Source organism: Oceaniradius stylonematis, from assembly GCF_965223445.1.
In the GTDB taxonomy this organism is placed as follows: Bacteria; Pseudomonadota; Alphaproteobacteria; order Rhizobiales; family Rhizobiaceae; genus Roseitalea; species Roseitalea stylonematis.
Window position 1 is genome coordinate 2,951,162 of the sequence record NZ_OZ244994.1, and the last position, 14,108, is coordinate 2,965,269.

At 64.7% G+C, this 14,108-nt stretch carries 12 protein-coding genes; all 12 read right to left on the minus strand.

Going from position 1 to position 14,108, the window contains the following annotated elements:
- Nucleotides 1-21: 21 nt before the first annotated feature.
- Complete coding sequence (locus tag ACOQOU_RS14545; protein WP_306024522.1) at nucleotides 22-2,112, minus strand: PQQ-dependent dehydrogenase, methanol/ethanol family; 2,091 nt, start codon at nucleotides 2,110-2,112, stop codon at nucleotides 22-24.
- Nucleotides 2,113-2,164: 52 nt separating this feature from the next.
- Nucleotides 2,165-3,883, minus strand: coding sequence for an AMP-binding protein (locus tag ACOQOU_RS14550; protein WP_306024523.1), 1,719 nt, complete (start codon nucleotides 3,881-3,883; stop codon nucleotides 2,165-2,167).
- Nucleotides 3,884-3,942: 59 nt separating this feature from the next.
- Nucleotides 3,943-5,352 carry an aldehyde dehydrogenase family protein gene (locus tag ACOQOU_RS14555; RefSeq protein WP_109767344.1) on the minus strand — a complete coding sequence of 470 codons (1,410 nt, stop codon included), beginning with the start codon at nucleotides 5,350-5,352 and terminating at the stop codon, nucleotides 3,943-3,945.
- A gap of 123 nt (nucleotides 5,353-5,475) precedes the next feature.
- The gene (locus tag ACOQOU_RS14560; protein ID WP_109767343.1) at nucleotides 5,476-6,429 is read right to left on the minus strand and encodes a helix-turn-helix domain-containing protein; all 954 of its coding nucleotides are present in this window, start codon (nucleotides 6,427-6,429) and stop codon (nucleotides 5,476-5,478) included.
- 67 nt (nucleotides 6,430-6,496) lie between these two features.
- A complete protein-coding gene (locus ACOQOU_RS14565) occupies nucleotides 6,497-6,982 on the minus strand; it encodes a MarR family winged helix-turn-helix transcriptional regulator (RefSeq protein WP_109767342.1) in 486 nt (161 codons plus the stop codon).
- An 18-nt stretch (nucleotides 6,983-7,000) separates the two neighbouring features.
- Nucleotides 7,001-7,738 carry an HAD-IA family hydrolase gene (locus ACOQOU_RS14570; protein WP_245412861.1) on the minus strand — a complete coding sequence of 246 codons (738 nt, stop codon included), beginning with the start codon at nucleotides 7,736-7,738 and terminating at the stop codon, nucleotides 7,001-7,003.
- On the minus strand, nucleotides 7,735-9,456 hold the full coding sequence (locus ACOQOU_RS14575) for a PEP-utilizing enzyme (RefSeq protein ID WP_306024524.1): 1,722 nt from the start codon (nucleotides 9,454-9,456) through the stop codon (nucleotides 7,735-7,737). The genes ACOQOU_RS14570 and ACOQOU_RS14575 overlap by 4 nt, the downstream gene beginning before the upstream one ends.
- A 23-nt stretch (nucleotides 9,457-9,479) precedes the next feature.
- The gene (locus tag ACOQOU_RS14580) at nucleotides 9,480-10,205 is read right to left on the minus strand and encodes an ABC transporter ATP-binding protein (protein ID WP_306024525.1); all 726 of its coding nucleotides are present in this window, start codon (nucleotides 10,203-10,205) and stop codon (nucleotides 9,480-9,482) included.
- The gene (locus tag ACOQOU_RS14585) at nucleotides 10,202-10,936 is read right to left on the minus strand and encodes an ABC transporter ATP-binding protein (protein WP_306024526.1); all 735 of its coding nucleotides are present in this window, start codon (nucleotides 10,934-10,936) and stop codon (nucleotides 10,202-10,204) included. The genes ACOQOU_RS14580 and ACOQOU_RS14585 overlap by 4 nt, the downstream gene beginning before the upstream one ends.
- Nucleotides 10,933-11,976 (minus strand): branched-chain amino acid ABC transporter permease, encoded by a 1,044-nt coding sequence (locus ACOQOU_RS14590; RefSeq protein WP_306024527.1) that lies wholly within the window; start codon nucleotides 11,974-11,976, stop codon nucleotides 10,933-10,935. The genes ACOQOU_RS14585 and ACOQOU_RS14590 overlap by 4 nt, the downstream gene beginning before the upstream one ends.
- Nucleotides 11,976-12,845, minus strand: a complete 870-nt coding sequence (locus tag ACOQOU_RS14595) for a branched-chain amino acid ABC transporter permease (RefSeq protein WP_109767337.1) — start codon at nucleotides 12,843-12,845, stop codon at nucleotides 11,976-11,978. The genes ACOQOU_RS14590 and ACOQOU_RS14595 overlap by 1 nt, the downstream gene beginning before the upstream one ends.
- 24 nt (nucleotides 12,846-12,869) lie before the next feature.
- Complete coding sequence (locus ACOQOU_RS14600; protein ID WP_306024528.1) at nucleotides 12,870-14,093, minus strand: ABC transporter substrate-binding protein; 1,224 nt, start codon at nucleotides 14,091-14,093, stop codon at nucleotides 12,870-12,872.
- Between the last annotated feature and the right edge of the window lie 15 nt (nucleotides 14,094-14,108).

Sequence of the window (14,108 nt, forward strand, 5' to 3'; positions counted from 1 at the left end):
CACTGTCGCGATGCCGCCGGCCTACTGAGGCTGCAGCGAGTCAGCCGTTCCCTGGATGAACGCCACAAGGTTGGCAACGTCTTCGGCCGTCAGCTTGTCCGCGAAGCTTGGCATTCCCCGGTCGACACCTATGCCCTCCAGGACCCAGGCTTCAGCATCCATCAGCGTGCCGGCGTCGGAATATCCCAGATTGGGAATCGCTCCGCCATTGTTGACGCCCGGCACGCCGTGACAGAACAGGCAGTTGGAGACATATGTCGCAAGCCCCGCCGAAATGTGCTCGGGGTCATAGGGCACGCCGGAGACCAGTTCGGTGCGCATGGACATCTCCGCCTCCGGCATCTGCGCATCGGCGCCGACGCGGAAGGTGAAGACCCTGCCGGCGCCCACGCGGTCGGTCGCCCGCTGCATCAGGCCGTAGACGCCGCCCCATCCGACGGCAATCGTGACATACTGCTCGCCTTCATGCTCCCAGGTGTTGGGGGCGGCCACGACGCCCGAGGTCACCGGGACCTGCCAAAGGAGGGCGCCATCGGTGGCATTGTAGGCGATGAAGCGGCCATCGGCGGTGCCCTGGAACACCAGGTTTCCGGCCGTGGTCAGCGTGCCGCCGTTCCATGGGCTGACATATTCGGCGCGCCAGACCTCGCGCTGCTCGACCGGGTCCCAAGCCAGAAGATGACCGAACGGGGTCGCTTCGGGTGCCACGACGTTGAACAGATAGCCAAGGTTCCAGCCGACACCCGACATGGTCGACATCGGCCGGTGGCTATTGAGTTCCCAGTTGGGATCGGTGGCCTGCACCAGCGGTACGCCCTGGGCCGGAATGTAGACCAGACCGGTGTCCGGATTGTAGCTCATCGGGTGCCAGTTATGTGCGCCATAGGCCGACGGCACGGTTTCGAAGGGTTCGTCCTTGGACCGCGCGGCGGGGTTTTCGATCGGCCGGCCATCTTCGCCATAGGCCGTCGCCCAGGTCGTTTCCACGAACGGCTCGGCCGAAATGAACTCGCCGGTGACCCGATCGATCACGTAGAAGAAGCCGTTCTTGGGAGCCTGCATGAGGACCTGGCGCATCTCGCCGCCGATCTCAAGATCGGCCAGGATGATGTGCTGGGTCGAGGTGTAGTCCCAGGTGTCGCCGGGCGTGTTCTGGTAATGCCAGACATATTCGCCCGTGTCGGGGTTCAGTGCGACGATCGACGCCAGGAACAGGTTGTCGCCGCCCGCCGGGCTCCTCAGATGCTGGTTCCAGGGGCTGCCATTGCCGGTGCCGATGTAAAGCAGGTTCAGGTCGGGGTCGTAGGCCATGGCATCCCAGACCGTACCGCCGCCGCCGGCTTCCCAATAATTGGCCGACGGGTCCCAGGTTTCGGCGGCCATCTCCATGGCCTCGTTCTCGAACGGCTCGGACGGATCGCCCGGCACGGTGTACCACCGCCAGTTTTCCTCGCCGGTTTCCGCATCATAGGCGGTGATATAGCCGCGCACGCCGAATTCGGCGCCGCCATTGCCGATGATCACCTTGCCGTTGATCACCCTTGGCGCGCCGGTGATGGTGTAGGACATGTCGCGGTTTTCGATCGTGTCGACCCGCCAGACCCGCTCACCGGTCGCCGCATCGATGGCGTGCAGATAGCCGTCGAAGGCGCCGACATAGACCTTGCCGTCATAGACGGCGACACCACGGTTCACCACATCGCAGCAGCCGCGCTTGCCGAAGTCGCCCGGGACCTCGGGATCATAGACCCAGAGCGGCTCTCCGGTCACCGCATCGAGCGCATGGACGATCGACCATGAGGCCGTCACATACATCACGCCATCGACGACGATGGGCGTGGATTGCACGCCGCGGTCCGAATTAAGGCTGTAGGACCATTGCAGGCCCAGTTCGCCGACATTTTCCGTGTCGATGGCGTCGAGCTGGGAGTACCGGGTTTCGGCGTAGTTCAGTCCGTAATTCAGCCAGTTCCGGTCGTGGGCGTCATTGGCGATGATCGCCTCGGTATCGATCGCGCCCACGGCGGCGCGCACCTCATCCTCCGTGATGGTTTGCGCCAAAGCCGGGGTGGCCGCCATCAGGACCGCCCCTACAAGTGAATATCGCAGCATGTCTTCCTCCTCCTTATTGTCCCCGGCCCCGGTTCGCCCGGGTTCCGGAGCTCTATCCCGGGTCGGCCGGTTCCAGTTCCTCCACCATTTGCTGGCGCATGATGAACTTCTGGGGTTTTCCGGTTACGGTCATGGGCAGCGTGGCCTTGATCCGGACATGGGCCGGCACCTTGAAATGGGCGATGGACTGGCGGCAAAAGGCGCCCACATCCTCCTCGGAGAGCATCGCGCCCGCACGCGGGACGACCCATGCGCAGACCAGCTCTCCCAGGTGCGGATCGGGAATGCCGAAGACCTGTGCCTGGGCAATGTCCGGATGGGTGTACAAAAACGCCTCGACCTCGCTCGGGTAGACGTTTTCGCCGCCGCGCAGGATCATGTCCTTGACCCTACCGGTTATGCGGCAGTAGCCCTCGGCATCGATCGTCGCCAGATCGCCGGTGTGCATCCACCCGTCGATGAGGACCTCGGCCGTGCGATCGTCATCATCCCAGTAGCCCTGCATGACCGAGTATCCGCGCGTGAGAAGCTCGCCCTGCACGCCGGGCTGCACCGTGCGGCCGTCGGCATCGATGACCTTGCATTCCACATGGGGGTGGATTCGCCCGACCGTGCTGACGCGCTTGTCGATGGGATCGTCGGTGTCGGACTGGAACGAGACGGGCGAGGTCTCCGTCATGCCGTAGGCGATCGTCACCTGTTCCATGTTCATCTTCGACTGAACCTGCTTCATCACCTCGATCGGGCACGAGGCGCCGGCCATGATGCCCGTGCGCAGATGGCTCAGATCGTACCGGTCGAGATCGGGCACGCCGAGCTCGGCGACGAACATGGTCGGCACGCCGTAAAGCGCCGTGCAGCGCTCGGCCGAGATGGTCGCCAGGGTTTCCTCGGGGTCGAAGCCTTCGCCCGGAACAACCATTGCCGCGCCCTTGGTGACGCATCCCAGCGTGCCCATGACCATGCCGAAGCAATGGTAGAACGGCACCGGAATGCATAACCGGTCGTCGGCGCCAAGGCCGAGCGTGGACGTGACGTTGGCGGCGTTGTTGACGATGTTGCGATGGCTGAGGCAGGCGCCTTTGGGCCGTCCCGTGGTTCCCGACGTGAACTGGATGTTGATCGGGTCGGTATTGCGGATGCCGGCGCCGATCTGGTCAAGGTCGGCTTGCGCGGTGTCGTCACCCATGCCGCAGACGGCATCAAAGCCGAACATGCCGGCCGGCGTTGTCCCGCCAATGGCGACGACCCTTTTGAGTTCCGGCAGGCCGGCGGCCGACAGTTTGCCCGGCTCGGAGGTAGCCAGTTCGGGGGCGAGTTCGTTGAGCATCGCGACGTAGTCGGACGTCTTGAAGCGAGGTGCGGTGATGAGCGTGCTGCACCCGACCTTGTTGAGCGCATATTCCAGCTCGTAGGGGCGATAGGCCGGATTGACGCAGACCAGGATGGCGCCGATCCGCGCAGTGGCGAACTGGGTCAGCAGCCAGGCGCTGTTGTTCGGTGACCAGATGCCGACACGGTCGCCCTTTCGCACACCCAGCCGCAGCAGTCCGCCGGCAAGCCTGTCGACCCGGCGCGCGAATTCGGCATAGGTCCAGCGCACGCCTTCGGCATGGAAAATGGCGGCCTCCCGGTGGCCATGTTCGGCAGCCGTGCCGGCCAGAAGTTCCGGTATTGTCAGTTCGAGAAGCGGCGGCGCGGACGGGCCGCGCACGTGGGCCATGCCCTCAATTGGCGTGCGGTCTGCCACCTTGATGTCCTTTCCTCCCATGCCCGCACCAGATGCCGGCTGAACCGGGCGGCTGCGCGCCCGGCCCGTCGCGGTGCCGTTCAGGCTTGTGCGCGGGCGACGTTGATCACCTGCATTTGGGTGTATTCCGCCAGCCCTTCGACAGACTGCTCAACACCAAGGCCGGAGCCCTTGAACCCGGCCATGGGAATATGGGGTCCGATATTGAGCTGCTGGTTGACCCAGACCGTTCCGGTTTCGATCCGTCCGGCGATATCGGTGGCGGCCTCGACATCGGCGGAGTGGACGGCACCGCCCAGGCCATAGTCGGACGCATTTGCGCGGGTCACGACATCGTCGACGTCGCTGAAGGATATGACAGGCAGGATCGGGCCGAACTGCTCCTCATCCACGATCCTCTGGCCGTCGGTCACATCGCGCACGATCGTCGGCTCGACGAAGTAACCCTTGCCGTCGCGGGTGCGCCCGCCGGCGATGACGGTGCCGCTCCTCCTTGCGTCTTCGAGATAGTCCTTCACCTTCTCGAACTGCTTCTTGTTCTGGATCGGTCCGATGGTCGTGCCCTGCTGCAGACCGTCGCCCACCACGGCCTGCCCGGCGATCTCGGACAGAGCGCCGCAGAATTCGTCATAAATGTCCTCGTGCACATAGGCGCGCTTGACGGCCAGGCAGACCTGACCGGCATTCAGAAACGCACCGCCGAACACCTTCTCGGCGGTGGCTCGAACATCGACATCGGGCATGATGATGGACGGGTCGTTGCCGCCCATTTCCAGGGTGACGCGCTTCATCGAGTTGGCTGCCGCCGCCATGATCCGCTTGCCCGTCTCCGACGAACCGGTGAAGCCGATCTTTGAAATGCCCGGATGACTGGACATTTGCGGACCCAGATCGTCGTCGCCGGTTATGATGTTGACCAGGCCCGGCGGGAAGATGTCGGCGCAGATCTCCGCCAGCTTCAGCGCGGCAACCGGTGTTGTCGGGGCGGGCTTCAGCACGATCGCGTTTCCTGCCATGAGTGCCGGGCCGATCTTCCAGCAGCACAAAAGCAGCGGGAAGTTCCAGGCGATGATGCCGCCGACGACGCCGAGGGGCTTGTGCCGGGTCTCGATGAAGAACTCGTCGTCGTCCTGAATAACCCGATCGGGCAGTTGCAGAGTGGCGGTATGAGCCAAGTAACCGACGCTCCATTGCACTTCGCCGACCGCCTCGGGTAGCGGTTTGCCCTGTTCCAGCGTTATCAGGCGCGCAAGCGCCGATTCATTGTCGGCGATTGCCGCCGACAACGCCTCGACCCTGGCCCGGCGATCTGCCATCGGCGTGGCCTCCCAGGCCTTCTGGGCCTGCGTGGCGGCCGCCACGGCTTCGTCGAGCTGGGCGCGGCTCGCGCGGGGTACGCGCGCGAACGGCTCCTCCGTTGCGGGGTTTATGACATCGAGCATGTTGTCGCCGGAGACAAGACGCCCGCCAATGAGCATGGAATAGTCCATCAGTTCCTCCCGTATCGTGGCGTGGCCACTTTTTCGGGAAATCTGACAGGCCGATGCGCCCGCGCCTACCGCGCCAGGAAGATCACGCCATGGACCTGTCTCGCATTGAGACAATTGCGCGCGCTATCTGTCGATGTTCAGCTCTTTCATCCGCCTGTAGAGCGTGGCGCGCCCGATTCCGAGTTGTCGCGCGGCGGCCGAAACATTGCCTGACGATCGCGCCAGCGCCCGGAGAATGGCCGAGCGCTGGACCTGCGCGATATCGCGGCCACCCGGCCTGCCCAGAAGATCGGCCGCAGGATGCGTCGCGACCGGGCCTTCCAGGTCAAGGCCGAACGCAAGCCGCGCCGCCCGGGTCGCTCCCACGACCAGATCGTCATTGTCGACGGCAAGCAGCGTCGCGCCATTGCCCTGAGCCATGTCCGCGACCACGATGCGCGCTTCGGGAAAACGGGCGTGGAAGTACATTGTCTCGATCCGTCGTGCGGTCTGCACGAGCACATCGGCCAGCAGGAGATTGGTTGCGCGGGTATGATCGGCCCGCGCTGTGCTGATATCGAGCGCGCCGACAACCTCTCCAAGCGCCCCGAAAATGGGCGCGCCAATGCAGCTTATGCCGGTGCTGCGGGCGAAGAAGTGTTCCTCCCGGTCAATGATTACGGGGCGCAGCTCGGCAAGGCAGGTCCCCATTCCGTTGGTTCCCTCGATCTCTTCCGAACAGATCGCCCCTGGCACCAGCCCCACGGTTCGAAAGTCGACCTCGTCGCCCGCCTGGCAGCGATGGTCGATCACCACGCCGGCCCGATCGGTCAGATAGAGCCCACAGCCTCCGGCGCCGACCAGCCGAAACAGCCGGTCGAGTTCGGACTCGGCGATGGAAAGAAATGTGCTGTTCTCGGCCCGGACTTGCTTGAGCGAAGCGCCGTCGAGCCGGCGAACCCTTTTGTCGTTGGCTGGATCGAGCCCATGCGTCACCATCGACCGGAACCAGGATGCGGCGACGCTTGAGCGCGCCACGGCCGACGCCGAAAGCGCCTGCGTCGTCACCCGTTCGACATGAGAGCCGTGATCGGCCATTTGCTCCTCCTGCGCCGTCCGCAGCTTTTACGTTCAGGATGGCGGAGCCTGGTTGGCACCATCCTTATCACTCAGAAGTCGTCGCCTGAAACAGCTTTGACAGGACTTGCTCGAACACGACGCGTTCCTGTGGCGAGATGTGCGCCATCATGCGCTCTTCGACAAGACGGGCTTCCGGCGCGATGGCTTGGGTGATCTGTGTCCCTTTCTCCGTCAGGGTGATGATAACCTTGCGCTTGTCGGCGGGGTCCTGCGTCACCGAGATCAGCCCCAGGTCAGATAGGCGCGTCTGTGCCCGGCTGACGCGTGCGGGATCCATCGCCGTGTGCTGCACCAGGAACTGCGATGAGACCGGCGCATGATAGTTCAGCGTTGCCAGGATGCGCCATTCAGGAATGTGCAAATTGAAGCCCGTTTCGATAAGGCGCGCGATCGCCTGGCTGACGCGGTTGGCGACGACCGCCAGTTGAAACGGCATGAACGCGTCAAGCCGGATGTCTTCGTTGTCAGGCTCCGGTTCGGCAAGCGTCTCGTTGGGCGCGTCCATCGGCATGTTTTGCTCAGTTCTTGATCAGGCGTGGGATCGGGCTTTGCCGGCAATCTGTCGCGGCCCGGGCGCTTCGGCAAGCCCCATGGCCCTTGCGGCTGCGGCAAACGACCCGGAAGGATCGCAGACGTCGAAGTGAATGGCGGTCATGCCGAATGCGCGCGCACCCTCCACATTGCGGGCCTGGTCATCGACGAAGACAAAGGCACGGGCAGGTTCACCAAACGCGTGCATCGCCCGCTCGAACGCGGCCGGATCGGGTTTGAGCGGGCCACCGTCAGATGCATCGATGATGTGCGTCATCTGATCCATGATCGGCAGTTCACTCCGCCATGTGGGACCGAAGAACAGCGCCAGCTCGTTGCTGAGTATGCCGGCCTTCAATCCGGCGGCGGCGACCTGTCGAACCAATGCAGCGGCTTCGGGCCGGACGACCTGCGTGGCCGACATGCCCTGTCGCGCCTTCTGCATCAGCGTCATCGGCTTCCAGCCGGCTTCACCAGCCAAGGCCCCAACCTCGCGGGCGCGCCTTTCCCAGTAATTGCGCTCGGTGATCTCGTCGCGCTGCATGGCCCGCCAAAGCGGGTCGGTCTCGGGCGCCAGAGGTCCGCGCCAGGTGAGGGTACCCGGTGGCAGGCCAAGCACATTCTCGGTGTGCGCGTGGGTCTCAAAGAGCGTGCGCGAGATCACCGCGCCAAAGTCGAGCAGCAAGATGTGCGGCAAACCGGTCTTGGGCGGCCCTGGCTCCATCGGTGTCATCATGCGGCCTTTCGGATGCGCACCACGCCCTCGGTGCCGTTGACGGTCACCTGATCGCCCGTGCTGATGGCACTGGTTGCGATGCCAGTGCCGACAACACAGGGGAGGCCATATTCGCGGCTGACGATGGAGGCATGGGTCAGCGTGCCGCCATTGTCGCACACACAGCCGCCGATCTTGGTAAAGGCTGGTGTCCAGCTGGGTGCGGTGCCCTCGCAGACCAGGATCTCGCCGGGCTTGAGCAGATGCAGCTCATCGGCGTTGTGCATGACCCGCGCCGAACCGGTCACCTCACCCTTGGACGCCGGTATGCCGCGTAACTCCTCGGCCGCGCCGCCATGCTTCTGGGCGTCCAGGAAGTGTTTGTGCAGGCCCACAATCTCGATCAGGATCGGATCACTGACCGCGTCAGGCACCGTGCCGACGACCTTGGGCATCGCCTTGCGGCGATCGTACCAATGCTCGTAATAGGCCCGGCGATCCTTGACGACTGGCTTGAGCGCGGCCCAGCTCGTGTCGCCGCGCGCCAGTTCGACCAGTTCGGTGTGGAACAGGAAGCAGCCATCCTCGCGATCGTCCGCACCGGCTTTTTCGGCGATGGCCAGCGCCGCCAGACGCAGCGGGATGGTCGCCTGCATGTCGATCACCACATTGTGGTCTTCGTTCCACCAGGAGAAATTGGCCTGTCGGCAGCTTGCGAGCGCTTGGCCGAATGCCTCGCGCTCGGCGGTCGACAGTTTGGCGCATGCATTCGCCACCGCTTCGTCGCGTTCGGCCGCCGCCGCCGAGAGCCCGCCATCGAAATCGTGGGCATCGTCCTTCTGCAGGAAGGTTTCCAGAAGGCCGACAACGGGTTGTTCGTCCTCGATCCACGGCTTTTCGCGCGGATCGGCGATGCCGGCCGTCCGCCAGCCCCACCGGTCGAGGAACGCGCGATATTTGGCGAGCCAGGCGCCGCCATTGGGGCCAGCGGATTCCATCGCGGCCCGCATCTGCGCGGGCGAGCCGGCGACATGCGCCTGAACGCCCAGTTCGCGTGCCGCATGGGCGAGTTCCCACAAGGCAATGTCGGTTTCGACGATCTTCGTCTTTTCGCCCTGCAGGAACTTCGCGATCTCGCCGGGAGCGATCTTCAGTTCCGAACACAGGCCGTAAAAGCCCGCATAGTTGGCGAGAAGCGGGTACATCAGGCCGAAATGCACGCACCATGCAAACTTCTGGAACGCCCGGGCGTCGGCCGCAAACCGGGCCAGTTCCGGCAGGCTCGCCGCGCTCGTATCAAAGGTCTTGAAGTGCTCGAAGCCGGCGGTGAGTTCGGCCTCGCGCCGGGCCCAGATCGTATTGAAGTCGCCAAGGATGCCGCCCAGCTCGTTGCCGATACGCAAGCCCCGGAACCCCGGTTCCCATGCGCTTTTCAACGGCGATTCACCACCGAACACATGCGTGCCGCCGAAGCGGACGGCCAAGCCGTTCGACGGGGGAAGGGGCAGCGTGGTCGCGGAGAGCTGGGTGCCATAGGCATAGCCATCCTCAAAGAAGCACATGCCGAGTGGAGTGGTGCCGTTCGGCCAGTGAAAATCGAGAAACCAGAATCGCTCTACATCCTCGGCGCGAAACTTCGACACGGGTTCGGCGATCCAGGGGCTGTCGAAGAAGCGCGGTTCGAAGCCCGGATAGCCGGGGTCGTTGACGAACTCATCGATCGGTATGACGGTGGACATGGTCTTCTCCCTTGCGCAGCTTCTCAGGCCGCTTCGACGGACAGATACAGATCGCGGATAGCATCGGGCCGGTCGCGGAAGGCGCTGGCGTGATCGCGCGCGATGATCGCACCGCGCGACAGCACGGCCACCTCGTCGGCGATCTCGAGCGCCATGTGGGTGTATTGCTCGATCAGCAAGACGCCGATCCCTGATTGCGCGATCCGGGTCATCAGCGGGATCAGGCGCTTAACGATGACAGGCGCCAGGCCGAACGACATCTCGTCGGCCAAGATGAACTGCGGCCGGCCCATCAGCGCTTGCGCAAGCGACAGCATTTGCTGCTGGCCGCCAGACAGATTGCCGGCATGCAGCGCGAGTTTCTCCTTCAACTCCGGAAAGATTGCCAACGCCTCCTCGAAGGCGCGGCGCCCCTCGCTGGCGGGCAGAAAGGTCGCTGCAGCGTGCAAGTTATCGGCGACCGAAAGACCCCTGAGCACGCGGTGGCCCTCGGGAACCGCGGCAACGCCGAGCTTGCGGATCGCCTGCGGCCGTTTGCCCACCAGTGGCTCAGTGCCAAGCCGGATGGTTCCTTTGGATGGCGTGAGTTCGCCGGCGATCGTTGAAACAAGTGTCGATTTGCCGGCGCCGTTGGGACCAAGCAGGGCCATGATGCTGGCAGGCTCAACAGTCAGGTCGATGCCGCGCAGCACCTCCTGCGCGCCGCGGCGCACGGTCAGCTTCTCGACGAAGAGCGCGGTCTCGTTCATGCCGCCCGCGCCTCCGCGTCATCATCTTCGAACTCGCCGAGATAGGCAGCGCGGACCTTCGGGTCTGCGAGCACGGTGTCGGTGTCGCCGCTTGCGACCAGATGGCCGAAATCGAGCACGGCGACTTGATCGCACAGGCCGGCGATCAGATCGATATCATGGTCGATGATCAATATGCGGGTGCCGGCGCGCGATAGCCCCCGCAAAAGGTCGATCAGGCGCGTGCGTTCGGCAGCCGCCAGACCGGCTGCCGGCTCGTCCAGCATGATCAGTTTGGGGCCGGTGACCAGGCACCGCCCGATCTCCGTCATCCGTAGGTCGAACCCGTCAAGATGCGCGCCAAGGCGGCGGGCGTGTCCGGCCAAGCCCACCCGCTCCAGCGTTTCGGCGAGGCGCGTTGCCGCTTCGGCGCGCGGGACCTGCAGACTGTCGAGCGCCACCTGGATGTTCTCGGACGCGGTCAGATCGTCGGCCACTTGCGGGGTTTGGAATGCGCGGGTCACGCCCCACCCAAGACGCTGTCCCGCAGCAAGCGCGCCAATATCTTTGCCGAACAGGCGCACCGTGCCGGCGGAAGGTCGGACAAGGCCGGAGAGCACATTGAGCAGCGTCGTCTTGCCGGCCCCGTTGGGGCCGATCAGCCCGACGATCTGACCGTCAAGGGTCAGCGACAGCCGGTCGATCGGCTTGACGCCTCCAAATGTCACGGTGAGCGCATCGATGTCGATCATCGGTCGACTCCTGAAAAGCGGTTCTGAATGGCCGATGTCAGATCGTGCAGTTGGCCCGCAATGCCGCGCGGTGCGCTGACGATGGCGTGGATCAGGGCCAGGCCGAAAATCGTGATCGCGATGTCGCCATCGACGCCCCAGCTGTCGAGGATCGCCGGGAACACCCGATACAGAAAACCTGCGATCAGCGCTGCGGCGAGCGACCAGGGACCCGCGATGATGACAAGGCCGTAGAGTAGAAGCGACTGGACTGGATCGAAGGACCGGCCGTCCAGCTGTCCGATGGAACCGGCCAGCAAACAGCCACCGACACCGGCCAGTGCACCGGCCAGGCCAAACGCCTTGGCCCGGGCGACGCCGATCCTGACGCCCGCGGCATGGGCGACCGCGTCGCCCGCCCGGATCATCGCCCAAGCGCGGCCCACCGCGGACTTGGTGACGATGTGCGTGGCGGTGAACGCGGCCGCTGCAATGGCGAGCGCATAGAGGAAGTAGGCCAGATCGCTTGCGGCGATGGCCGGGCGCGCCATCAGTGGGCGTTCGGCGGAGCCGTCGATGCGGCCCCAAAAGCCGCTACCGCCGTCCGGAAACCCGATCGAGGAGACAACGACATGGAAGCCGGCTGCGAACATCAAGGTGATGAGCGCGTAGATCAGACCGCGATGCTTGAGCGCGGGCAGGCCGAGCAACACGCCCGCAGCGCCGGTACAAAGCGCCGCGAGCACCAGCACGATCTCAAACGGCAGGCCCGTGGCATGGGCCAGGCGCAAGCCGAACCAGCCGCCGACACCCATCATCGCGATGCCTGCCAGCGAGACGAAACCAAGCCGCGCATGCAGCAGCGCCACGCCCTGCGCGGCGATCGCCACCGCAATCATCGAGGTGAAGTTCTTGATCCAGTACGAGCCGAGGAACGGCACGATCAGCGCCATGAGAAAGAACGCGGTGATCAGCCCGCCATGTTGACTGGCGGCTGCGGCGAGAAATCCGCGCGGCGCCGCATGAGGCAGGGGCGTGCGGCTCGTCTCGGACATCGCCATCAGCTTCCCCTCGTTGTCTGAAAGGTGCGCGCCGGCAGCAGAACCAGAACCGCGATGGCGACAATGAAGGGAACGAGCGACCGGTAGGGCGCAACATCCTGAAACGGTGTGGCGATCGCCTCGAGTACGCCGATTGCGAGGCCACCGGCCAGCGTCAGCCACAGCGAGCGCAATTGACCGAGGATCGCGGCTGCGATGGAGGGCACGACCATGAAGGTCAACACGCCCGGTTCCAGCCGCACGAGGCTGCCCAGAAGGATACCGATCGTGCCGGCCAGAACGCCGGTGGCGGTCCAGGCGATCAGGGTCACCCGCTCAACGTCGATGCCGATCAGCGCGCTCAGGTCCCGGCCATCGGCAAGAGCCCGCATCTGCAGACCCAGACGTGTCCTGGCGAGCAGCAGCGATATGCCGATCGCGGTCATTACACACAGCGCCAGCGCAACGACACGGACGCCGGTAACGCGGACGCCGAACAGTTCGGTGTTGAGCGCGCTCAACGGCAGGCGGAGCCGGCGTGGCGTATCGCCCCAAATGAAGTACATCAGCCCGAGCAGAGCGAGCGCAAGCCCGAGCGTTGCCACCGCCTTGATCACGTTCGAACGCCGGGCGACGCGCGCCGACACGAACGCCCCATAGCCGGCTGAAATCGCGGTGGCGGCGGCGACACCGCACAGCGCGGCCAACGCAATCGGCGTGCCCCATGCGTGGGCCTGCCAGGCCGTCATGGCCGAAGCGGCGCCGATGGCGCCAAGGGCGAAATTGAGTTCGCCCGTGGCGCGGAACAGGACGACCAGCCCCATGCCCGCCAGCGCATAGACGCTGCCGAGCGCAAGTCCGGTGACAAGAAAGGGTGTCAGGTCAGGCATGGGTCCGGTCGTTGCTCTGGGCCGTCAGCTGCGGATGTCGGCGAGTTCGGGATCGTCGGAGACGAAACAATCGCGCGAGGTTTCCCAGCCATCGGCGGTCATGGTCACCATGCGGCCGGCCTGGTTGGCATTGTGCCGGTCGCCGGGTCCGAACGACCACGCACCACACAGAAGATCAGAGTCCACCGCCTCCATGGTCTGAAGGGCTTCCAGCACGCTTTGACGGGTGATGTCGCCGTCGATGCCGCGCAGCACCCCCGTTATGATCTTGGCGGCCAGATAGCCGCCCTGGCTGAAGCTGTCGCGCGGATCGGAGGCGTTGCCATATTCGTCCATGATCGACAGCCACGCCGTATTATCGACGCCGTCGCTGTCGAGCGTGTTGAACTCGATATGCGCCTTGATCGCGCCGGCCCAGTAGTCGCCGACAGCTGCCGGGAACGCGGTGTCATAGATCGAGGTCGGCCCGAGCCAGATCGCTTCCTCGCGCAGGTCCTGATCCTCGGCAGCGTTGAAGATCGGGATGGCGGCCGGCGCCGGTTCGGCGACGATGATCGCGTCGGCGCCCATCGCCATGGCCTGCAGGACCAGCGAGGTCGGATCGAGTGTCGCCGGATCGTGCAGCACATTGTGCGTCTCAACGCCCTTGTCGGCGCCCCAGGCCGCCAGCCCTTCGCAGAACCAACCGCCGACATTGGGAATGTTCGGTGCCATGCAGACGAACGAACGGGCACCCTGGTTTTCATAGGCATCGATCGCCGCACCGAGGGTCGATAGGCGTGGGCCCATGTTCATCGGCGCGATGTTGGAAGAGAAGAAGCATTCGCGCGGCACGCCGACACCCGCGATCACGCCGATGCCATTGTCGGCATAGAATCTGGCGTTGGTGCCGCATTCGATGAAGGAGGTCGAACCGGCCATGGCGACGACGCCCTCGTCATTGACCAGCTTGGCGGCGGCGTTGGCGGCGTTTTCGGGGTTCCAGGCATCGTCCTCGACGAGATATTCAACCGGTCGCCCGTTGATGCCGCCATTGGCGTTGACGCAGTCGAAGAAGGCGGCGGCCGATTTGGACGCTGAGGAAAAGTCGGCGGGTCCGGTCTGGCCGACGATCGCGCCGATCTTGATCGGTTCGCCTGTGGCGGGTTCGCCGCTGCCGCAAGCCTCGTTGGCCGCGGCGGGCGGGGTCATCGCCAGAGAGAAGCCGCAGGCGAGCGCGGCCAGCGTCAAGGGCAAAGCATGTTTCATGGTTTCGGTCCTCCC